This window comes from Rhodococcus sp. 1163, assembly GCF_002091985.1.
Classification (GTDB): domain Bacteria; phylum Actinomycetota; class Actinomycetes; order Mycobacteriales; family Mycobacteriaceae; genus Rhodococcoides.
In genome coordinates this window covers 105,629-126,243 of record NZ_MKKX01000017.1, presented here as the reverse complement: position 1 = coordinate 126,243, position 20,615 = coordinate 105,629, and the positions used below count along the sequence as shown (strand labels likewise).

Here is a 20,615-nt window from a genome sequence, read left to right as displayed (position 1 = left end):
GTGCGTGACTACAGTCGACAGGCACACTGCGCCCGCGCGAGCCGGTTTGGTTCTGTTCGTACTCATCCTTGTTGCTTCCGTCGCAAACCTGAATTTGGCGGTCGCCAACGTCGCACTGCCGGAAATCGGTAGAGACTTCGACGCCAGTCAGACGCAGCTCAATCTGATCGCGGTCGCCTATTCGCTCGGCCTCGCTGGTTCGGTCCTCTATCTCGGTGCGCTCGGGGACCGCTACGGACGCAAACTGTTGTTGGTTCTGGGTATGGCGTTGTCGATACCTGCCTGTGTCATTGCCGGTTTCGCACCCAATTTCGAAGTTCTGTTCGGTGCGAGGTTGCTCGGTGGTCTGTCCGCAGGCTTGGCCTACCCGACGACCCTGGCACTCATCACTGCGTTGTGGTCCGGGGCTTCGCGCACGAAAGCAATTGCGTTGTGGTCGGCTCTCGGCGGCGCCATGTCCGCGCTCGGACCACTGTTGTCCGGGGCGTTGCTGGAGAAGTTTCAATGGGGATCGGTCTTCCTGGTGACGTCACCGCTGGCGTTGGTCGCCCTGGTTCTGGCAGCTGCGTTCGTGCCAGCGCATGTGAACGAAACAACCGATCCGGTAGACAATCTCGGTGGAATCGTGTCGGTTGTGTTCATTGCAGCGCTGGTGCTGAGCATTAATTTCGCGCCGGTCGACGGGATGGGAACCGTCGCGCTCGGGCTGGGTGCGATCGCTCTTGCAGCAGGGGCGGTATTTCTCGTCCGGCAGAACCGCACGTCGTTCCCGCTGTTCGATCTGAAAATCGCTCGTCGGAGGACGTTCTGGGTTGCGGCCCTGGCTGGGATCATCGTGTTCGGTTCGCTGATGGGTGTCATCTTCGTCGGTCAGCAGTTTCTGCAGAACGTGCTCGGTTACTCGACACTTGCCGCCGGTGCGTCGACGCTACCTGCGGCCGTCGCGATGGTGCTGGTGGCGCCGCAGTCGGCGAAGCTGGTGGAGCATCGGGGGTCGAGATTCACTTTGCTGCTCGGTTACGTCTTCATCGTTCTCGGATTGGTGATGGCCTGGCTGACATGGAAGGAAGACGTGTCCTATGCAGTAGTGGCGATCAGTTACGTGTTGCTCGGTATCGGCGTTGGCCTCGCAGGCACACCTGCCTCGCGTTCCTTGACCGGCTCGGTGCCGGTCGATCGCGCCGGAATGGCGTCGGGAACAGCGGATCTCCAACGCGATCTCGGCGGAGCGATCATGCAATCGACGTTGGGTGCACTGCTCACTGCTGGGTACGCGGCATCGTTGACGTCGCAGATTTCGAGTTCGCCCGAGGCGAGCAATATCAGCGCGGAAACCCAGTCGATTCTCACCAAGTCGTTCTCGTCGGCAACCGATTTGGCAAGCAGCTATCCGCAGTACGCCGATCAGATCATCGGCGCAGCCAAACAAGCGTTTCTCGACGGTGATCAAATGTCCTACGCCGCCGCGATAATCGTGGTCCTGGTCGGTGCCGTACTGGTCTTCTTCGCTTTTCCGGGGCGCGACGAGGAGAAAAAGCTTCTCGCTCAATATCATTCGATCGACGCGGGTCGATCTGCAACGCCGATCGACGAACCCGGTTAGCCTGGGATTCTTCGGGCTCGTCCGAGCCTGAATTCGAACGAGGAGTCGAAAAGCGATGCCTACACGCACTTCACGCACAGCCTGGAACGGAACACTGGAGAAGGGTTCGGGTCAGGTCGAGCTGACCAGTTCCGGTGCTGCGACATTCGACGTGTCCTTCCCCAAGCGCGCGGCTGAAAACGCTGATGGCACGACGAGTCCGGAGGAGCTCATCGCTGCAGCGCATTCGGCTTGTTATGCGATGCAGCTCTCGGCCGTGATCGCCGAGGCGGGCGGTACTCCGCAGAGCCTCGACGTCACCGCAGAGGTCTCGCTCGGACCGGATACGCCAGGCTTCAAACTCACTGGGATCAAGCTCACCGTCCGAGCCGAGGTCGACGGTCTCGACGCCGACGGTTTCGCGAAGGCTGCGCAGGCCGCGAAGGAAACCTGTCCGGTGAGCAAGGCGCTGACCGGAGTCGACATCACTCTGGACGCTGCACTCGAATCCTGATTCCATCGGACTTTGCTCATCTTGATGTTCGACCAATCCGCTGAGCTTCTCGCTCCGAATGCTCCCTGTTGGACCGTTTCTACTCGGTGTCGGGCACGGCTGTAGTCGGTGGACAAGGGGTCGCTCTGAAAAGGATGCGTTGGTCGAGGTTTCTGCTGCTGGGCTTGTCGGGCACTGGGTTGTACCTGGTACTGCCCGCAGGCCTGCCGCGCTCGATCGCCAATGGCGTACTGATGGCGGTAGCGCTCGCCTTCGTCGTCTTCGGCGCCCGGATGAATCGTTCGGTGAACGGCGTCAGCTGGACGTTATGGGTGGTAGGTCTGCTCGCGTGGGGTTTGGGCAATCTTGTCGGCAACCCGAGTCATACGATGGTGATGTCCTGGGCGGACGTTCTGTGGGTCGGCGGCCACGTTGCCCTCATCGCCGGGCTACTTCTTTTTCGGGTGGGCACCGCTCGGGCGTTCCGGGTTGAGGACATCCTCGAGGGCGCGATCGTCGCCAGCGGTGTCGCACTGGCGACCTGGATAGTCGTCATTCAGGCGCGAGTCGAAACAAGCCTCGATATCACGTCGTTCGTTCGCCACTGGCAGGCGATCGTCTACGCCGGAGCCGACGGTTTTCTCGTATCGCTGATGGTGATTCTGCTGCTGTCGAAAAGGGCACGGAAGGCGCCGTTCGCGCTGGCTGCCTGCGCATTTCTGTTCTTCTTCGCCGGTACGTGGATTTCGCGTGTCGCCGTCAGCGTCGAGGTGCGCGACTCGGCCGTCGTCCAGGCCTGTTGGCTCGCTGGGTTCGTCCTCGCGGGATCGGTGGCCTTGTATCCACCTTCTCGTGCATGGAAACCGCGTCGGGGTCCGAAGTCGCATTTCGTGCTCGATCGCACCCGTCTGGTGGGGTTGGGTTCGGCGATTCTGATGGCTCCCACGGTGATGGCAGTGCAGCTGGCGCGTGGGCTACCTGCGGCCGAGTGGGGATGGGTCGTGCTCGGCTCCACGATGGTGATCATCGCGCTTGCAGCGGCCCGGATAGCGTGTTTCCTGTTGGTGCTACGCAGGCAGGCTGCCGCGCTGACCCATGCGGCCATATCCGACCCTGTCACCGGGCTTGCGAATCGCACTCACCTAGGGGAGCTGCTCGACCTCTCGATCCAGTCCGCAGGAGAGGCCGGGATTGTGGTGATGGTCGTGGACATCGACAGGTTCGCCCACGTCAACGAGACGTTCGGCTATGCCGTCGGCGATCGGGTGCTGCGGGAGATCGGGGACCGATTGGTCTCGGCCGCCGTCGTGGATGCGGTCGTCGGAAGATTGGGTGGCGATCAGTTCGTCGTATCCGTCCCCTCGGACTCGATGGAGCTGTCGCCGTCTCGGTGCGCCGAGCACTTTCAGCGCGCGGTGAATTGCACCATGTTCGTCACCGATATCAACATCGCGCTCGAGGCAACGGTCGGAATGGCCTTGTCCGCAGATCAACCCGGTGTCGATGCCCACGGGTTGTTGCAACATGCGCATGTTGCCCTGACGTCGGCCAAGCACGAGCACACTCGATTATCGGTGTACGCACCCTCCATGGACTGCGATCGCCATGAGCAGATGCGTTTGCTGGGGGAATTGAAGACAGCGCTGAGCGAACGCCAGCTCACAGTCTTCTTTCAACCCTGTCTCGATCTCGGGTCCGGATCGGTGACCGGCGTCGAAGCGCTCATTCGTTGGCAGCATCCACGAGAGGGGTTGATCGCCCCCTCGTCGTTTCTTCCCGATGCCGAGCGCACCGGCATGCTGCCCGCGATCACCGCGTATGTCCTCGAGGATGCATTGGCGTGTTGTAGTGCGCTGCGTCGCAAGGGATCCAACATTCGGGTCGCGATCAATCTCTCGGTCCGGAATCTGATCGACCCCACGCTCGTCGGGCAGGTCGCCAAGGCACTCCAGCGTCACGATCTGCCTCCGGACGCGGTGGAATTCGAAGTGACCGAGACCTCGGCCATGACCGATACACGTCGGTCGGTGGATTCCCTTGTCGCGCTTCGCGATCTGGGTGTGACCATTGCGATCGACGACTATGGGACCGGATACAGCTCGCTGGCATATTTACGTTCGCTGCCCGTTCAGACTCTGAAGATCGACAAGTCGTTCGTGACGGCGATGGTTTCTCAGCCCATCAATGCCTCGATCGTGCGGTCGACGATCGACCTTGCACGCAGTCTCGGAATGAACGTGGTGTCGGAGGGGGTCGAGGACGGGGACACGTTGAATCGACTTCGCGCACTCGGGTGTGATGGCGCGCAGGGCTTCTATATCGGACGTCCGGTGCCGGCCGAAGAGCTGGAGGAGTCGATCACTCGCATCGAACGCGAGCTCTCCGTCGCAGCGTTGCAGGAACGATTGCCGACGACTGGCACTCCGACGGGGCGTCAGGCCTTGGCTGCGACGTCCAGGACTACTTCGAATTCGAGTAGCGATGCTCCGGAGGCGACGGGCTTGGCGCGCTCGCCCGAATGCGCTGCCCTGGCTGGGCCCGCCGACCACGCCTGGAATGCCTCCTCGGTCTCCCATTGCGTCACTACGAAATAGCGGGTTTCACCCTTGACCGGGCGCAGGAGTTGGAAGCCGAGAAAACCTGGCGAACCTTCGACAGCGCCGGCGCGGGCAGCGAAACGCTTCTCCAATTCCGCGCCTGCACCCTCGGGAACTTCGATTGCATTTATCTTCACGACAGCCATGACCGAGAGGCTACTCGGTCCTGCGGAGAGCTACAGTCGTGACGATGCTGCACGACGAGGGTGGGGACGGGCGACCGATCTTGCTGTTGCACGGGTTGATGGGCAGCGCGCGAACGTGGCGACGCCAAGTGCCGTGGTTGCGTGCGTTCGGCCACGTCTACACCTACGACGCGCCGGGGCACGGCAGGCCCGCTCCGCGCGGGATCGGTACCGAGGCGTTCGTCGAGGACCTGACCGCTCACGCGGAGCAACTCGGGGAATGTGTCGTCATCGGGCATTCGATGGGATCGCTGCACGGCTGGTGTCTCGCCGCGGCGAGACCCGATCTGGTGGCAGGTCTGGTCGTCGAGGACATCGCACCGGACTTCCGCGGGCGCACGGCCGATGACTGGGCTGCACTCATTCGTCGGTGGCCACAGCCGTTCGCGACCGAATCGGCGGTATGTGAGTTCTTCGGCGACGTCGCAGGGCAGTACTTCCTGGATTCCTTCCAACGTCGAGTCGACGGCTGGTATCTGCACGGTGACATATCGACGTTCGAGGCGATCTCGCAGGAGTGGGGTGCGAGGCACTTCTGGAACGAGTGGGAATCCGTCACCGCTCCGTCGTTACTGATCGAGGGTGCGTCCGGAATCACACCGCCGGGGCAAATGCGTCGGATGCACGAGAGGAACGCCAAGTCGAGCTACGTACTGATTCCAGGGGCGGCGCATCTCGTGCACGATGAGCAGCCCGAGCTCTACCGCGCAGCTGTGGAAGTGTTCCTCCGACAACTACTATGACGCGAATGTCCCTGGTGAAGCTCAACGGAATCGATATCAACTTCGACGTCAAAGGTACCGGCCCGCTCGTCGTATTGGTGATGGGATCGGGGAGCCCGGGGCGGGTGTGGCAGACGCACCAGGTGCCGGCCTTGGTGAAGGCAGGCTTCCAGGTCCTCACGTTCGACAACCGGGGGATAGCGCCGTCGTCGGAGTGCGGCGCCGGGATGGTGCTCGACGATCTGGTTGCCGACACCGCTGCGTTGATCGAGCATGTGGGCGCTGCGCCGGCACGAGTCGTCGGAACGTCGATGGGCTCGCGTGTCACCCAGGAACTCGCGTTGGCGCGGCCGGACCTCGTCTCGCATGCAGTGATGATGGCGACGTACGGCCGTTCGTCGACGATGCAGAAGGCCATGGCCCAGGGCGAAAGAGATCTGTACGACGCGAGCATCGCACTCCCGGCCACCTACCGCGCGGCAATCACCGCCTTGAGTAACTTCTCACCGAAAACCCTGCGCGACGAGGCGGCTATCGGTGACTGGCTCGCCGTCATGGAGTTCTCCGGTGGCACCAGATCGGCGGGCAAGCGCGCGCAGATCGGCCTCGAAATGTGTGCCGGATCCGAACGACTCACCGCATATCGCACGATTGCAGCCAAGACCCTCGTGGTGGGGTTCGCCGACGACCGACTCATCCCCGTCCATCTGAGCCGCGAAGTCGCGCAGGCGATTCCGGGAGCTCAGTACGAGGAGATCCCGGACACCGGACACTTCGGCTACCTCGAGCGTCCCGAGAAGATCAACGAAGTGCTCATCGACTTCTTGCGCTGATACCCGGGGCATCGGCTATCCGAGACCGGTCGGGGACCCCGCATCACCGGCCAGAGCGAAAAGCCCTGCCGCGGTCTGCTCGACCAAGCCGTCCACGAGCAGGGAATCCAAGGCGCGATCGCGTTGCCCGGGATCGCTGAGCCACACGACGTCCAACCGGGCCCGCTCTACCGGACCGTCGGTTTCACGTAGAACAGACATCAGTTTCCCGCGTACCTGCCGGTCGGTGCCCGTGAACTTTTGCACCTTCTTGGCGGGTCCGCTGTAGGCCGGGCGGCCTGCTTCGATCCACGAGCACTCGGGCAGTGGACACAGCAGGCACGCAGGATTCTTCGCGGTACAGATCAACGCGCCCAATTCCATCAGTGCCGCCGAATACCTGGCCGCGCGCGCGTTACCTGCGGGAAGCAACGCCTCGACGTCGGCGAGATCCCGTGTCGTCGACGGGTTGCCCGGTTCCGCAGCGCCGTGCACTGCCCGAGCGACGACGCGTCGAACATTGGTATCGACGACGGGAACGCGTTGGCCGTACGCGAAGCATGCGACAGCGCGAGCCGTGTAAGCGCCGATCCCGGGTAACGACAGCAGCGTCTCGACGTCCCGCGGCACGGCGTCGCCGTGCTCGGCAGCCAACACTCCCGCGCACTGATGCAAACGCAACGCCCGACGCGGATAGCCCAACTTGCCCCATGCGCGCAGGACATCGGCTTGCGAAGACGCCGCCATCTTCGACGGGACGGGCCACCGTACGACCCACTCTTCCCAGATCGGAGCAACGCGGGACACAGGCGTCTGCTGCAGCATGATTTCGCTCATCAGAATCTGCCAAGCGCTGACACCGGGCCGTCGCCACGGCAGGTCGCGCTCCTCGGTGTCGAACCACCCGAGAAGTGCAACTGGACTGATCGGCACGCTTGTCTCCTCGGGTTCTTCGGTATCCGACTCGCCGGTAACAGTGGGATCGGTGCACAATGATGCTTATGCCTTCGACGAATCCGATAACGGCCTGGAAATCTCTTCGAGAGGGTAACCAGCGGTTCATTGCAGGCGAATCTCTGCACCCGAGCCAGGGTATCGAGGACCGTGCCCGTCTCGCCGACGAGCAGCACCCACGCGCCGTGCTCTTTGGTTGCGCGGACTCCCGCGTCGCCGCCGAGATCATCTTCGACCAGGGCCTCGGCGACATGTTCGTAGTCCGAACCGCAGGTCACGTCATCGATTCCTCCGTCCTCGGCTCGATCGAATATGGTGTGGCGATTCTCGATGTGCCGCTCATCGTCGTGCTCGGACACGATGGGTGCGGGGCAGTCAAAGCAACTCTCGACGCGTTGGACACCGGTGACATCCCCGGTGGCTACATTCGTGACCTCGTCGAACGCGTCACCCCGTCCGTGCTGTCCGCCCGCCGTGACGGCTACTCCAACGTCGACGATTTCGAGGCACGGCACGTCGAGGAGACCGGCAATCTGTTGATGCAGCGGTCGCGGATCATCGCGGAGAAGGTCGACGCCGGGGAAGTTGCCATCGTCGGCCTGACCTATCAGTTGTCCGAAGGTAACGCTCGCTTGCGTGGGGTAATCGGCGATATCGGCGAGCTTCCCTGAGCTTGTTCGTCTTTTCAGACGGTTTCTTCGTGACCTACAAGGCGACACGCCGTAGGCGCTTCAGAGAATCGTAGCTGCGTAACGCCTACGGTTGGTCTGTGTTGGAACCAAGCGGGCCGTTGCCCCCCGAAATCTATTGGCGTCGTCGCGCACTCGCCATCGGTGCGGCTGTTGTGGTGCTGGGTTTGATCGTGTGGTTCATCTCCTCTCTCAGTGGTGGCAGCGAAGAACCGCCGCAGGCGGAGCCGGCAGGTGTCGTGACTTCGCCGGGTCCGGCCGCAACGCCGAGTGCCTCCGCCGCGAAGGAGTCGGGTGCATCCTCGGCCGGTTCGGGCGCTGGTTCAGGCGCATCGGCATCGGGTGGATCCGGAAGTGGTAAGCCGGCGAGCACCGGAGCGTCCACGACGCCCTCGAAGCCGGCCGGGGCAGCTGCCGTCCCGAGCAATCAGTGCTCGGATCAAAGCCTCGCCATCAAGGCGACGCCGGACAAAGCGTCGTACAAGGTCGGCGAAGAGCCAGGCTTCACCGTCGTCATCACCAACATCAGTTCCACGGAGTGCCAGCGCGACGTGGGTGCAGGTCTGCAGCAGGCCCTCGTGTACACGCTCGACGATCTGCGGATCTGGTCGAACACCGATTGCTTCCCCGACGCGCAATCCGATCTGCGGACGTTCAAGCCCGGCGAGCAGGCTGGGTTCACGGTCAAGTGGTCCGGTACCAATTCGGTTCCCGGCTGTGGTGAGGAGCGGATACCTGTCGGCGTCGGCTCGTACAAGGTGATCGCTCAACTCGGTGAGCTGCGTAGCTCTCCCGAGCCGTTCAACATGACCTGATCCGGTGCGGGTCCGGTCAGTCGAACGGGCCCGCGATGGACGACTCGGCCAGACGTGAAAGCCCTTCACGAATATGGCGCGCCCACAATCCGCCGATGCCATCGACCGACTGCAGGTCTGCCGCTGTTGCGGCAAGAAGCCCCTGCAGCGTGCCGAACGAGACGACCAGTCGATGGATCTGGCTGAACTGCAGCCTCGGTACCCGGGTGAGGACACGGTATCCCCGGGGGCTCATCGGAGTGTCGAGTGCTTCGATGGTCGCCGGGTAGCCGAACGCGCGTGCGAGCGTCGTGAGGTCGAGCAGATCGACGTCGGTCAATTTGTCGAGAGCAGCCAAGGCCTTCTCCACGGCTGCCGTCGTCGACGGTTCCGGGCCGGCAAGGTAGTCGCGGACGACGAGCTGACGGTCGACGTCGTTGTCGCCGAGTAGTTCCTCGAGCTGCAGCGCCAACTGCCTGCCGTCGGTGCCGAGTTCGAGGACGTTCTGTTCGATTTCGACCGAGACACGGCGAACCATCTCCAAACGCTGAGCGACCGTGAGTGCGTCACGCAGTGTTACGAAGTCCTCGATTTCCACGACCGAGAGCTGACGGGTGTTGTCGTCGAGACGTTGCTTGTAGCGCTCGAGCGTTGCTACGGCCTGATTCGCACGCGAGAGGATGGTTGCCGAGCCCTCGATGACATGTCGAACTCCGGCCACGTAGACGCTGACGATGCTCATCGACTGGCTGACCGAGACAACCGGGTATCCGGTCTCCATGGCGGTACGTTCGGCGGCGCGGTGCCGCGTTCCTGATTCGACTGTAGGAATCTTGTGATCCGGCACAAGCTGCACGTTGGAGCGGACGATTCGTTTGCCGTCCGTGGACAGGACGACGGCGCCGTCCATCTTTGAGAGTTCACGCAGCCTGGTGGGCGCGAACTCGACATCGAGTTCGAATCCGCCGTCGCAGATCTTCTCGACTTCTTCGTCGTAGCCGAGGACTATGAGACCGCCGGTACGGCCTCGAAGTATTCGTTCCAGCCCGTCGCGCAGGGCTGTGCCCGGTGCTAACCGGGCGATGGTTTCACGTAGCGCCGGGGATGCACTGGCATCGCGTGCGTTCTCGTCCACGTTCGTCCCCTCGTCCCAGCATTTACTTCCACAACGGCTTGTCGGCTGCATCGGCACTACTTCTACAACAGTGGTGTCTCACAGTCTCGCAGCTAGAGGCTACGGGAGTTGATCAAACCGTCCGCATATGTGCGTAATCGAGTGCCTCGCCGAGATTGGTGACGGTGCGGACTTCGATTCCCTTCGGCACGGTGTCGTCGTGTTCGGGGGTGATGGCGTGGGTGAAACCGAGCCGCGCCGCCTCGGCCAAGCGTCGACCCAGCCCAGATACCCGACGGACTTCTCCCGCCAACCCGACCTCGCCGAGGATGACGAGCCCTGTAGGTATCGGACGATCCGTCACGGCCGACGCCACTGCCACCGCGAGTGCCAGGTCCACAGCAGGTTCGCTGGTACGCATTCCGCCGATCGTTGCCGCATAGACCTCGCTCCGTGCAACTTTCACCCCACAGCGTCGCTCCAGGACGGCCAGAATCATGGCTACTCGCGCATGGTCGAGGCCGCTCACGGCTCGACGCGGGGAAGGCATGTGTGTATCGACGACGAGTGCCTGCACTTCGGCGAGCAACGGACGCTTACCGTCCATGGTCACAGTCACGGCCGTCCCGGGTACCGCGTCGGTGCGGTGATGCAGGAACAGGCCCGACGGATCGGTGATGCCCTCGATGCCGGTATCCCGCAGTTCGAAGCACCCCACTTCGTCGCAAGCACCGAAGCGATTCTTGACCCCGCGGATCATGCGGAGAGTGGAGTGCTTGTCGCCTTCGAAATGGAGAACTACGTCGACCAGATGCTCGAGTGAACGCGGACCCGCGACGGCTCCGTCCTTGGTGACGTGACCGATCAGGAGGACGGCGACGCCGGTCGTCTTCGCCAGCGACGTGAGCGCACTGGTGATCGCGCGGACCTGGGTGACACCGCCGATGACCCCGTCGACGTCCGCGGCAAGCATCGTTTGGACCGAATCGACGATCAGCAGACTCGGCGCGACCTGCTCTACGTGGCCGAACACCGTCGCAAGATCGGATTCTGCGGCGAGGAAGACGCGTTCGTGGACCGCGCCTGTCCGGTCTGCCCGCAACCGAACCTGACCAGCGGATTCCTCGCCCGTGACATAGAGCGCACGCCGGTCTTCACCGGTACGGGCCCAGCGGTGCACGACCTCGAGAAGGAGCGTCGATTTGCCCACCCCAGGCTCACCGGCGAGCAGTACTACAGAGCCGGGGACCAGTCCACCGCCGAGTACGCGGTCGAACTCCGGGATACCGGTCGAGTTCGCCTGTGCAGTGCTACTGCTGACCTGGGTGAGGGCGGTTGCAGGCGAAGTCGGAATCATCGCGGTGGTCGCCGACCGTGTGTTGCCGGCGCCCAGACCTGATGCGCCCGGTCTGCTTGCAACCGGAGTCAGCACGGGCGCCTCGTCCATCGATCCCCAGCTACCGCATTCCGGGCATCGGCCTACCCATTTGGCTACGGTGTGCCTGCAGGCCGAACATCGGTAGTTCGTCTTCAGTTTGGCCACGTGGCGAACGCTAGAGGACGGTACTGACAGAAACGTCAGTTGTTGCCGTCGGCGCCTTCTTCGACCTGAGTCTCCACGACGCGGTTTTCGGCGCTGTGTGCCTCGGCTTCGACGGGCGACTTGGTCGAGACATCGCGCGGGAGAACCGGGCCTGCATCGACGGGGACGAGAACCTCGACGTCACCGGCTTCTTCGAACGTGAACGTGACGGGAACCGTCAGGCCTGGGCGAACGTCCTCGCTGATGCTGTTGAGTTCGACAACGATCATCTGCAAGGGGATCAGCTCGTCATCGACCTCGGTGTCGGTGGGCGCTCCGGCCCCGAGGGCGGTCAACGGTGCAATCTCGCTTCCGCCAGGCTCCTCGCCGACCGTCACCGAGGACGCCGCTGTCGTGGAGATCCGTGTGAGGCGATCGGGGGTCGTCGCGCTGTTGTTGACGGCGACGAAGCCGAGTTCGACCTTGCCACCCGGCTCGATCGAGTACTCCTCGCTCTGCGGGTACACCACATGCACATTGCGCAGTGAGATGTCGCCGACATTGGCGAAGTTTCCGTTGACGGCCGAGACCTGCTGGGCGGTCTGAGAAATTTGGCCGGAGCCGCAGGCAGTCAGAGTCAGTGCTGCGCCTGCCGCGAGAGCGGTTGCCCACAGGCGGGTCTTTCGGTGCGTGGTCGCAGCGTTGAACGCAGTCACGGGTCGTCCTCCAGTTGTGCCGGTGTGTCCGGGGGTGCCGATGCGGTTCCGGGCCAGTGCCTTTGCCGAGCCTAGGCCGGTAGCTCCAGGTCCACTAGGCAGAGTAGTAGTCAGCTTTCGAGGGTAGACCTCTGGGGCGTCCGGAACGTGCGGTATCGGGCTCCGACCGGCATGTTGACCGGTGTTTGCTGTTACGTGGACCACGTTGGCGGAGGGTGCCGAGTTGCCCGCCTGGGGGGCTGCGGATACACGTTAACCGGCGGCTGTCAACCCCCGAAAAGACTGCGTTATGCCCCTGACCTGCGCCGTTGATCTGAGCGCGTGGTAAACTGGCAAAATCGAAAGGGGCACGGGACACATGATTTTCAAGGTCGGAGAGACCGTCGTTTACCCCCATCACGGAGCGGCGTTAATCGAAGCGATAGAAACCCGCACCATCAAGGGTGAACCGAGAGAGTACCTGGTTCTCAAAGTTGCGCAAGGTGATCTCACTGTTCGAGTTCCTGCGGACAATGCCGAGTACGTCGGTGTTCGTGACGTCGTGGGCCAAGAAGGTCTGGACAAGGTCTTCCAGGTGCTTCGGGCACCGCACACGGAAGAGCCCACCAACTGGTCGCGACGCTACAAGGCGAACCTCGAGAAGCTCGCTTCCGGTGACGTGAACAAGGTTGCCGAGGTTGTTCGTGACCTCTGGCGTCGTGAGCAGGATCGCGGCTTGTCTGCAGGCGAGAAGCGCATGCTGGCCAAGGCGCGTCAGATTCTGGTCGGAGAGCTTGCGCTCGCCGAGGGAACGGATGAGGCCAAGGCCGACATCATTCTCGACGAAGTACTGGCCGCAGCCTCCTAGGTGTGACCAGCGTGCATGCTGGCCCGGTCGTCGCGCTCGTACCGGCGGCGGGCCAGGGCCTTCGGCTCCAACAAGGAATGCCGAAGGCATATGTGACTTTGAAGGGTAGAACCCTTCTGCAACATTCGGTCGACGGCCTGACAGCGTCAGGCGCCGTCGACCGAATTGTTGTGATCGTGCCGGCCGATCTGGTCGAGCACACGCGTGAGCTCCTCGGACCCACCGTCACAGTGGTCGAAGGGGCTCACGAACGTACCGATTCGGTACGTTGCGGTCTCGCGGTCGCCGGAGACGCAGCTATCGTGCTGGTTCACGATGCTGCGCGCGCGCTCACTCCGCCCACCCTGGTTTCTCGGGTGGTCGCCGAGGTGCGCGCTGGACGCGGTGCCGTCGTACCCGCAGTTCCGGTTACCGACACCGTCAAGTCGGTCGATCTCACGGGCGCGGTGGTCGGGACTCCCGATCGGAGCTCACTCCGGGCAATTCAGACCCCGCAGGGATTTCGCGCCGATCTGTTGATCCGCGCCTACGCCGAATCCACGGATTCTGCGACCGACGACGCGGGCCTGGTGGAACGCCTCGGTGAGACGGTGCACACGATCACCGGTGAATTGCTCGCATTCAAGATCACCACTCCACACGACCTTTTGCTCGCAGAGGCGATCACAGCACAGGAGAATGCATGAGAGTCGGCATCGGAACAGACGTGCACCCGATCCAGGTCGGGCGTCCGTGTTGGCTCGCGGGCCTGCTGTTCGAGGACGGTGACGGGCTCGAAGGCCACTCCGACGGTGACGTCGCCGCCCACGCGCTGTGCGATGCGCTGCTGTCCGCGGCAGGTCTCGGTGACCTCGGCTCGGTTTTCGGGACCGGGCGGCCAGAGTGGGACGGCGTCAGCGGTGCGGCAATGCTGACCGAGGTGCGTCGCCTTCTTACCGAACACGGTTTCGGTATCGGTAACGCCGCAGTCCAGATCATCGGAAATCGACCGAAGATCGGGCCGAGCCGCGTGCAAGCGCAGGAGACGTTGTCGGCGATTCTCGGAGCCCCCGTTTCGGTGTCTGCGACCACCACCGACGGATTGGGATTGACGGGTCGAGGCGAAGGAATTGCCGCCGTTGCGACGGCACTTGTCATGAGCGAGTAAAACCCCCGGTAGCATGGCGAGTCGTGACCCTTCACCTTTACGACACCGAGACGAGGGCCTTGCGGGAATTCACCCCCTTGGTCCCTGGCCATGCGTCGGTGTACCTGTGTGGGGCGACAGTCCAGGGTGAGCCTCATATCGGCCACGTTCGTAGCGGTGTCGCATTCGACGTCCTTCGCAGGTGGCTCCTCGCCCACGAGGTCGACGTCGCTTTCGTCCGCAACGTCACCGACATCGACGACAAAATTTTGAACAAAGCGCGCGACGCCGGACGGCCGTGGTGGGAGTGGGCCGCGACGTTCGAACGATCCTTTGCCTGGGCCTACGACCAGCTCGGGGTGCTACCTCCGTCGGTCGAGCCGCGAGCAACCGGACACATCACCCAGATGGTGGAGTTGATCGACAGATTGATCGAGTCCGGGCACGCGTACGCCTCCGCCGGTGACGTGTACTTCGACGTGATGAGCTTCCCGAGTTACGGGGCGCTGTCCGGGCACAAACTCGACGACGTACATCAGGGCGAGAGCGCGGCCGAGGGTAAGCGTGATCCCCGAGACTTCACGCTGTGGAAAGCAGCGAAGCCCGGCGAGCCATCGTGGCCGACACCGTGGGGTCGTGGACGGCCCGGCTGGCATCTCGAGTGCTCGGCGATGGCAGAGACCTACCTTGGGCCTGACTTCGATATTCACTGCGGTGGTCTCGATCTGGTGTTCCCGCACCACGAGAACGAGCGAGCGCAGAGCCAGGCGGCAGGTGACGGGTTCAGTCGATACTGGCTGCACAACGGCTGGGTCACGATGGGCGGCGAGAAGATGTCGAAATCGCTCGGCAACGTCCTGTCTGTACCCAATGTTCTCCAGCACGTGCGACCACAGGAGTTGCGCTACTACCTCGGTGGTGCGCACTACCGTTCGATGCTCGAATACTCGGACAACGCGTTGCAGACGGCAGCGGTGACCTATCGAGGAATCGAAGGATTCGTCAAACGGACGGTCGAGCGAGCGGGAGAGGTACCACTCGGCACCTGGACCGACGGATTCGCCGCCGCGCTGGACGACGACCTGGGAGTTCCCAAGGCGCTCGCCGAGCTACACGCGACGGTGCGGGCGGGCAACAGCGCGCTCGAAGGCGGAGACCTCGAATCCGCCGTCGAGCATGCCGGGCAGGTGCGTGCGATGCTGTCGATTCTGGGTGTGGATCCGCTGGATCCGCACTGGGCTGGTGGCTCCGGCGACACCGACGCCCTAGAAGGAGCCCTGGGAGTGTTGGTCGATGCAGAGTTGCAGCGTCGAGCACAAGCCAAGGTGGACAAGGACTGGCCGGCCGCGGACGCGATTCGAGATCGCCTCGCCAAGGCAGGCATAGACGTGACAGATACCCCCAACGGGCCGGAATGGTCCGTCGGGGCAACACGCAGTAACGACGAAGCAGGGCAGTGATGGCAGGCAATTCAAGTAGGCGCGGCGCGATACGCAAGACCGGCACCAAGAAGGGGCAGGTCGCGGGCTCCGGCGGGAATCGGCGCAGAGGCCTCGAAGGTCGCGGCGCCACTCCGCCCGCTGAGGAGCGGACCAAGCATCCAGCTGCGCGTCGCGCCAAGATGGCGGAGAAGTCTGCCCAGTCACGTGGCGACAGCCGTGGTCGCAGCACCCGCGTCCCGACTCGGAAGAACGACGACGCGCCAGAGGTCGTGCTGGGCCGTAACCCCGTCGTGGAGTGCCTTCGCGCGGGAGTTCCAGCGACGGCCCTGTGGGTTGCCGTCGGCACCGACAGTGACGAGCGGCTGAAAGAAAGCGTCCAGCGTGCGGCCGACGCCGGTATCTCCATTCTCGAAGTTCCGCGTTCGGATCTCGACAAGCTGAGCGCGAACGGTCTGCACCAGGGTCTCGCTTTGCAGGTTCCGCCGTATCGGTACGCCCACCCCGACGACTTGATCAGCACGGCTCGCTCGCACCAGGAACCGGCACTTCTGGTCGCTCTCGACAACATCACCGACCCTCGTAACCTCGGCGCTGTCGTGCGCTCGGTGGCGGCGTTCGGTGGACACGGGGTCGTCATCCCGCAGCGTCGTAGCGCCAGCGTCTCGGCCGTCGCGTGGCGCACCAGCGCAGGTGCCGCGGCGCGACTGCAGGTTGCCCGCGCCACCAACCTGACCCGGACGTTGAAGGATTGGCAGTCCAAGGGCGTCACCATCATCGGTCTCGACGCCGAGGGCGACACCACGCTCGACGAATTCGACGGCACCGGCCCACTGGCCGTGGTTGTCGGATCCGAAGGCAAGGGTCTCTCACGTCTGGTTCGCGAAACCTGCGATTCGATTCTGTCCATCCCGATGGCAGGTCCGGTCGAATCGCTGAACGCTTCGGTGGCAGCGGGCGTCGTGTTGGCCGATATCGCGCGTCAGCGTCGTCGATAGGACGGGACGCCCCTTAGGGACTAGTGCACTCGGAACCGTATCGAGTCCCCGGGCCGCAGTTGGCCGATCGATGGCAGATCGGTGTCTCGAACGACGGCGATGACGGGATATCCGCCTGTCACCGGGTGATCGGCGAGGAAGAGGACGGGCTTGCCGTTCGGTGGAACCTGAAGGGCGCCGGGGACCATGCCCTCGCTGAGTAGCTCGTCGGTCCGCGCTCGTTCCAGTGGCGTCCGACCGTCGAGCTTGACCCCGACGCGATTCGAATCGATGGTTGCCGTCCATATCTGGCTCGCCAGGACATGGAGTGCCTCGGAGGTGAACCAGTCTTGGCGCGGACCTAGGTTCACCGACACTTCGATGTGCCCGGCGCGGTCCGGGGGCGGCGCCAATTCCGTTGCAGGCCACTGTGACTGCGCATCACCGATCGCGAGGACGTCGCCTTCCCTCAGTGGCGGCGGACCCAGCCCCGACATCGTGTCGGTGGACCTGCTCCCGAGAACCGTGGCGACGTCGAATCCGCCGCGCGCAGCGATATAGCTGCGGAGTCCCGAAGTCGGTGTCGCCACTGACAATTCGTCCCCGTCGGACAGATACAGCGTGTTGTACATCGCCCCCGCGATGCCGTTGACGGTGATACTGCCCGAAGCGCCGGTGACCGCTACGACGACCGATCCCTGCATGCGGATCACCACACCGCCCATCGTTGCCTCGAGTGTTGCAGCCTCGACGGTGTTGCCTACCAGCCTGTTGGCAGCGTCGTGCGAGCGGAGGTCGGCAGCGCCGGATCTTCCGACGCCGATCAACGCGTGACCGGGACGGCCGTGATCCTGCACTGTGCACAGTGGCCCGGGACGCAGTATCGCGACGGCTTTCACGACTGTCGGAACCTGACCTTCGTGCCGGGCTGTAGCCGCGCGGGGGGCGAGCCGCCCTCGTCCCACAGGACCGCATCGGTGGTCCCGATCAACTGCCATCCACCTGGGGAACTGCGCGGGTAGATTCCGGAGAACTCACCGGCAAGTCCGACCGAACCGGCAGGGACCGAAGTGCGAGGTTCGGATCGGCGAGGAACATGCAGGCGGTCGTCGGGGCTGACGAGATAGCCGAACCCGGGTGCGAACCCTGCGAATGCGACGGTCCAGATCCGACCCGTGTGCGCTGCCACGACTTCCGGCGTCGACAGACCGGTGTGTCTGGCAACATCGTCGAGATCCGGACCGTCGTACCTGACCGCAATCGTCATCGCGTCGGCCTTCGCTTCACTGTCCTCTGGTACTGGTTCGGCCGAACGAATCCACGTCACGATCCGTTCTCGCTCGCCCCGGAATCGCACCAGAACTGTCCGGGCGGCCGGGACCAGATCCTCGACGTCGGCGGGGGCTGTCGCGTGCAGTGAACGGAAGAAGGCCATCGTCTCGCGGAGGTCGCCGTACTCGATCAGTACGGCATGTTCACCTGCATCTCGGACGATCATCAGACGAAGGGTGAGATCGCGATACCGTTGTCGGACAGGCTCTTCCGGACTGCGACGGCCATGTCGACCGCGCCTGGAGAGTCTCCGTGCACACACACCGATTCCGCGGAGACGGCGATGCTGGTGCCGTCGATCGACACGACTGTCCCTTCCTGCACGAGTTGGAGGATGCGGGCCGCGACCACGGCAGGATCGGACAGGATGGCGCCGGCCTCACGCCGGGAGACCAACTCACCCGAAGGTGTGTACGCACGGTCGGCGAAGGCCTCCGCCACGGTCCGCAAACCGGCAGCCTCGGCTTCCTCGAGGAACACCGAGCCCGCCAAACCGAGGACGGGGAGGGTCGGATCGTAGATTCGGACGGCGTCGACAACCGCTTTCGCCTGATCCCGATGCGTCACGATGGCGTTGTAGAGCGCGCCGTGCGGTTTGACGTAGGCGATGGCCGAACCTGCTGCCTGACTGAGTCCGTCGAGGGCCCCCATCTGATACAGCACGTCGGCAGTCAGATCGGCAGGTTCGATGTCGATGAAGCGTCGTCCGAAGCCGGCGAGGTCGTGATAGCCGACCTGAGCACCGATACGGACGGCCTTACCTGCGGCTGCTCGGCAGGTCGCCAGGATCGTCTGTGGGTCACCCGCATGGAATCCGCATGCGATATTGGCACTGGTCACCACGGCCAGCATTGCGTCGTCGTTACCGAGCTTCCACGTTCCGAAGCTCTCGCCGAGGTCTGAGTTGATATCGATGGACGTCATCGGTTTCAAGTCTAGGCGACAACGATGCGACCGGAGTCGGCCTTTCGGCGAGACCCCACCGCGCGGCAGATGAGGTAGATGACGAACGAGATGGTCGTGACGAATGTCGAGACGGGAACACCGGGTGCGAGCGAGAGGAGAATGCCGCCCACAGCTGCGATCTCGGCGAACAGAATGGACAACAGTGTCGCCTTGAGCGGGCTTGCAGTCACACGCGCGGCAGCGGCCGCGGGCGTGATGAGCAAAGACAGCACGAGCAGCGCACCGACGATCTGAACGCCGAGCGCACACGCGACTCCGACGAGAACTGCGAACACGACGGCGAGCCCACGGACCGGGACTCCGCGCGCCAGCGCAACTTCCGGGTCGGTGCTGGCGAACAACAGTGGACGGTAGACGATCGCGAGCACGATGAGGACCAACACTGCGCACACCAGCAGAAGCTGAATACCGCTCTGCCCGACGCCGACGATCTGACCGATCAGGAGCGAGAAGCTCGTGCCGGTTCTGCCCGGATACAGCCAGATGAACAACACCGACAATCCCAGCCCGAACGACATGATGACACCGATCACCGAGTCGCGATCACGAGCCTTGGAGCCGAGTAGAGCGAACATCACCGCGGCGACGACCGAGCCGACGATAGCTCCGAGGCCGACAGTGATACCGACAAGCAAAGCTGCCGAGGCGCCGGTCAACGACAATTCACTCGAACCGTGCACCGCGAACGCCCACTGCCTACTGACGATCAGCGGCCCGAGCGCACCGGAGAGGAGACCGAGAATGGCCGCCGCGAGGAGTGCCTGCTGCACGAAGTCGTAGCTCAACAAGTTCGCCGTCGTGCTGAAGTCGAAGATCTTGGAGAGGGCGTCGACCACTTTCTCGTTCATTCAGAGATCCTCGGTCGGTGGATGGTGCGCACCCGCAGAGCCGAGAGCGTCGATGGAATCTCCGGTGCCGACGACGACGAGCCGCCCACGCACCTTCAGAACTTCCACCTCGGTCCCGTACAGCTCCGAGAGCACTTCGGTCGTCATGACATCAGCAGGTGCGCCGATGCGGAACTTGCCGTCGACGATGTAGACGATCCGGTCCACCAGCGGCAGAATCGGATTGATCTCGTGCGTTACGAACAGCACCGCCGTGTCGTGCTCCCGCCGTCGCCGATCGATGAGACCGGACACGAGACGTTGATTCGCCAAATCGAGGCTGAGCAGAGGTTCGTCGCACAGCAACACAGTCGGATTGCCGACCAGCGCCTGGGCGATGCGGAGACGCTGCTGCTCGCCTCCCGACATAGTCCCGACAGGAGCACCCGCGAAAGCATTGGCGTCGACCTGGTCGATCGCATGCTGCACGACACGAGTGCGCTCACGCATTCCGCGAAGACCGAGCCCCCAACGATGACCGTCCCAACCGAGACCGACGAGATCACGCCCACGCAGCGGCAGGCCGTCGTCGATACTGCGCTGCTGAGGGATGTAACCGACACCGGACTGGCCCTTGCGGACTGGCTCTCCCGCAATTGCCGCAGTCCCCGTCGTCAAATGGTTCTGGCCGAGCAGCACCTTCAGAAGCGACGTCTTACCCGAACCGTTCGGTCCGAGGACAGCCACGAACTCACCGCTCTCCACCGCGAGATCGAGGTTCCGCCACAACGTGCGCTCCCCGAACGCCAGTCCGGCATCGCGCAGTTCTACAGCAGGCATGAACTACAGCTTTCCAGCCCTGACCCGACAGCCGTTCCGCGGGCTCCACTCCCAGTCTCGGGGGTCGTTCCGCGGGCTCCA

At 63.5% G+C, this 20,615-nt stretch carries 21 protein-coding genes and 1 pseudogene; 12 read left to right on the top strand and 10 right to left on the bottom strand.

All coding sequences use genetic code 11. The annotated features are described in order from the left end of the window. The first annotated feature begins 4 nt into the window (after positions 1-4). The 3 genes and pseudogenes from BJD99_RS04055 to BJD99_RS21400 all read left to right on the top strand — a co-directional run. Entirely contained in the window at positions 5-1,603 is a 1,599-nt protein-coding gene (locus tag BJD99_RS04055; protein WP_084345515.1) for an MFS transporter, read from the top strand. 55 nt (positions 1,604-1,658) lie between these two features. After that, positions 1,659-2,096, top strand: coding sequence for an OsmC family protein (locus BJD99_RS04050; RefSeq protein WP_084345513.1), 438 nt, complete (start codon positions 1,659-1,661; stop codon positions 2,094-2,096). 134 nt (positions 2,097-2,230) lie between these two features. Further along, positions 2,231-4,393, top strand: a pseudogene (locus BJD99_RS21400) (putative bifunctional diguanylate cyclase/phosphodiesterase); the annotation flags it as partial. A 116-nt stretch (positions 4,394-4,509) separates the two neighbouring features. On the opposite strand, the gene mhuD reads toward BJD99_RS21400, so the two are convergent. Beyond that, positions 4,510-4,818, bottom strand: coding sequence for a mycobilin-forming heme oxygenase MhuD (mhuD, locus tag BJD99_RS04040; RefSeq protein ID WP_084345504.1), 309 nt, complete (start codon positions 4,816-4,818; stop codon positions 4,510-4,512). Positions 4,819-4,862: 44 nt separating this feature from the next. Here mhuD and BJD99_RS04035 point away from each other — a divergent pair, with 44 nt between their 5' ends. Both BJD99_RS04035 and BJD99_RS04030 read left to right on the top strand, forming a co-directional pair. Continuing rightward, positions 4,863-5,600: an alpha/beta fold hydrolase gene (locus BJD99_RS04035; RefSeq protein WP_084345882.1), complete on the top strand. Its 738-nt coding sequence runs from the start codon at positions 4,863-4,865 to the stop codon at positions 5,598-5,600. 5 nt (positions 5,601-5,605) lie between these two features. Further along, positions 5,606-6,412 carry an alpha/beta fold hydrolase gene (locus BJD99_RS04030; protein ID WP_084345502.1) on the top strand — a complete coding sequence of 269 codons (807 nt, stop codon included), beginning with the start codon at positions 5,606-5,608 and terminating at the stop codon, positions 6,410-6,412. A gap of 15 nt (positions 6,413-6,427) precedes the next feature. Here BJD99_RS04030 and BJD99_RS04025 read toward each other — a convergent pair whose 3' ends face one another. Then, on the bottom strand, positions 6,428-7,324 hold the full coding sequence (locus BJD99_RS04025) for an A/G-specific adenine glycosylase (RefSeq protein ID WP_084345880.1): 897 nt from the start codon (positions 7,322-7,324) through the stop codon (positions 6,428-6,430). 68 nt (positions 7,325-7,392) lie between these two features. Here BJD99_RS04025 and BJD99_RS04020 point away from each other — a divergent pair, with 68 nt between their 5' ends. Both BJD99_RS04020 and BJD99_RS04015 read left to right on the top strand, forming a co-directional pair. After that, positions 7,393-8,016, top strand: a complete 624-nt coding sequence (locus tag BJD99_RS04020) for a carbonic anhydrase (RefSeq protein WP_084345881.1) — start codon at positions 7,393-7,395, stop codon at positions 8,014-8,016. Positions 8,017-8,114: 98 nt separating this feature from the next. Continuing rightward, on the top strand, positions 8,115-8,849 hold the full coding sequence (locus BJD99_RS04015) for a hypothetical protein (RefSeq protein ID WP_084345501.1): 735 nt from the start codon (positions 8,115-8,117) through the stop codon (positions 8,847-8,849). Between the two features lie 16 nt (positions 8,850-8,865). On the opposite strand, the gene disA is transcribed toward BJD99_RS04015, so the two are convergent. The 3 genes from disA to BJD99_RS04000 all read right to left on the bottom strand — a co-directional run bounded on the left by disA (position 8,866) and on the right by BJD99_RS04000 (position 12,180). Beyond that, positions 8,866-9,963: a DNA integrity scanning diadenylate cyclase DisA gene (gene disA / locus BJD99_RS04010; protein ID WP_084345499.1), complete on the bottom strand. Its 1,098-nt coding sequence runs from the start codon at positions 9,961-9,963 to the stop codon at positions 8,866-8,868. Positions 9,964-10,075: 112 nt separating this feature from the next. After that, positions 10,076-11,485, bottom strand: coding sequence for a DNA repair protein RadA (radA, locus tag BJD99_RS04005; RefSeq protein WP_084345498.1), 1,410 nt, complete (start codon positions 11,483-11,485; stop codon positions 10,076-10,078). Between the two features lie 35 nt (positions 11,486-11,520). After that, entirely contained in the window at positions 11,521-12,180 is a 660-nt protein-coding gene (locus tag BJD99_RS04000) for a copper chaperone PCu(A)C (RefSeq protein WP_084345497.1), read from the bottom strand. 358 nt (positions 12,181-12,538) lie between these two features. Here BJD99_RS04000 and BJD99_RS03995 point away from each other — a divergent pair, with 358 nt between their 5' ends. From BJD99_RS03995 to rlmB, 5 genes are read left to right on the top strand one after another with little or no spacing between them, the layout of a single operon-like run. After that, the gene (locus tag BJD99_RS03995) at positions 12,539-13,027 is read left to right on the top strand and encodes a CarD family transcriptional regulator (RefSeq protein WP_084345496.1); all 489 of its coding nucleotides are present in this window, start codon (positions 12,539-12,541) and stop codon (positions 13,025-13,027) included. Between the two features lie 11 nt (positions 13,028-13,038). Further along, complete coding sequence (gene ispD, locus BJD99_RS03990) at positions 13,039-13,713, top strand: 2-C-methyl-D-erythritol 4-phosphate cytidylyltransferase (RefSeq protein WP_373270515.1); 675 nt, start codon at positions 13,039-13,041, stop codon at positions 13,711-13,713. After that, a complete protein-coding gene (gene ispF / locus BJD99_RS03985) occupies positions 13,710-14,174 on the top strand; it encodes a 2-C-methyl-D-erythritol 2,4-cyclodiphosphate synthase (RefSeq protein WP_084345494.1) in 465 nt (154 codons plus the stop codon). Before ispD ends, ispF begins: the two co-directional genes overlap by 4 nt. Positions 14,175-14,197: 23 nt before the next feature. After that, positions 14,198-15,613: a cysteine--tRNA ligase gene (gene cysS, locus BJD99_RS03980; protein WP_084345493.1), complete on the top strand. Its 1,416-nt coding sequence runs from the start codon at positions 14,198-14,200 to the stop codon at positions 15,611-15,613. Then, positions 15,613-16,590 carry a 23S rRNA (guanosine(2251)-2'-O)-methyltransferase RlmB gene (gene rlmB, locus BJD99_RS03975; protein WP_084345492.1) on the top strand — a complete coding sequence of 326 codons (978 nt, stop codon included), beginning with the start codon at positions 15,613-15,615 and terminating at the stop codon, positions 16,588-16,590. The genes cysS and rlmB overlap by 1 nt, the downstream gene beginning before the upstream one ends. A gap of 20 nt (positions 16,591-16,610) precedes the next feature. On the opposite strand, the gene BJD99_RS03970 is transcribed toward rlmB, so the two are convergent. From BJD99_RS03970 to BJD99_RS03950, 5 genes are read right to left on the bottom strand one after another with little or no spacing between them, the layout of a single operon-like run. Further along, on the bottom strand, positions 16,611-17,468 hold the full coding sequence (locus tag BJD99_RS03970; RefSeq protein ID WP_084345491.1) for a biotin-dependent carboxyltransferase family protein: 858 nt from the start codon (positions 17,466-17,468) through the stop codon (positions 16,611-16,613). Next, a complete protein-coding gene (locus BJD99_RS03965; protein WP_084345490.1) occupies positions 17,465-18,067 on the bottom strand; it encodes an allophanate hydrolase subunit 1 in 603 nt (200 codons plus the stop codon). The genes BJD99_RS03970 and BJD99_RS03965 overlap by 4 nt, the downstream gene beginning before the upstream one ends. After that, positions 18,067-18,825, bottom strand: coding sequence for a LamB/YcsF family protein (locus BJD99_RS03960; RefSeq protein ID WP_084345489.1), 759 nt, complete (start codon positions 18,823-18,825; stop codon positions 18,067-18,069). The genes BJD99_RS03965 and BJD99_RS03960 overlap by 1 nt, the downstream gene beginning before the upstream one ends. 11 nt (positions 18,826-18,836) lie before the next feature. Then, positions 18,837-19,715, bottom strand: coding sequence for a metal ABC transporter permease (locus BJD99_RS03955; RefSeq protein ID WP_084345488.1), 879 nt, complete (start codon positions 19,713-19,715; stop codon positions 18,837-18,839). Then, positions 19,716-20,534: a metal ABC transporter ATP-binding protein gene (locus BJD99_RS03950; RefSeq protein WP_084345487.1), complete on the bottom strand. Its 819-nt coding sequence runs from the start codon at positions 20,532-20,534 to the stop codon at positions 19,716-19,718. Between the last annotated feature and the right edge of the window lie 81 nt (positions 20,535-20,615).

Coding starts and splice junctions, on each gene's coding strand:
- BJD99_RS03995 (WP_084345496.1), top strand. CDS start 12,539: ATGATTTTCAAGGTCGGAGAGACCGTCGTTTACCCCCATCACGGAGCG.
- BJD99_RS04020 (WP_084345881.1), top strand. CDS start 7,393: ATGCCTTCGACGAATCCGATAACGGCCTGGAAATCTCTTCGAGAGGGT.
- BJD99_RS03965 (WP_084345490.1), bottom strand. CDS start 18,067: ATGATCGTCCGAGATGCAGGTGAACATGCCGTACTGATCGAGTACGGC.
- ispF (WP_084345494.1), top strand. CDS start 13,710: ATGAGAGTCGGCATCGGAACAGACGTGCACCCGATCCAGGTCGGGCGT.
- BJD99_RS03960 (WP_084345489.1), bottom strand. CDS start 18,825: ATGACGTCCATCGATATCAACTCAGACCTCGGCGAGAGCTTCGGAACG.
- rlmB (WP_084345492.1), top strand. CDS start 15,613: ATGGCAGGCAATTCAAGTAGGCGCGGCGCGATACGCAAGACCGGCACC.
- BJD99_RS04050 (WP_084345513.1), top strand. CDS start 1,659: ATGCCTACACGCACTTCACGCACAGCCTGGAACGGAACACTGGAGAAG.
- BJD99_RS04035 (WP_084345882.1), top strand. CDS start 4,863: ATGCTGCACGACGAGGGTGGGGACGGGCGACCGATCTTGCTGTTGCAC.
- BJD99_RS03955 (WP_084345488.1), bottom strand. CDS start 19,715: ATGAACGAGAAAGTGGTCGACGCCCTCTCCAAGATCTTCGACTTCAGC.
- mhuD (WP_084345504.1), bottom strand. CDS start 4,818: ATGGCTGTCGTGAAGATAAATGCAATCGAAGTTCCCGAGGGTGCAGGC.
- BJD99_RS04030 (WP_084345502.1), top strand. CDS start 5,606: ATGTCCCTGGTGAAGCTCAACGGAATCGATATCAACTTCGACGTCAAA.
- BJD99_RS03950 (WP_084345487.1), bottom strand. CDS start 20,534: ATGCCTGCTGTAGAACTGCGCGATGCCGGACTGGCGTTCGGGGAGCGC.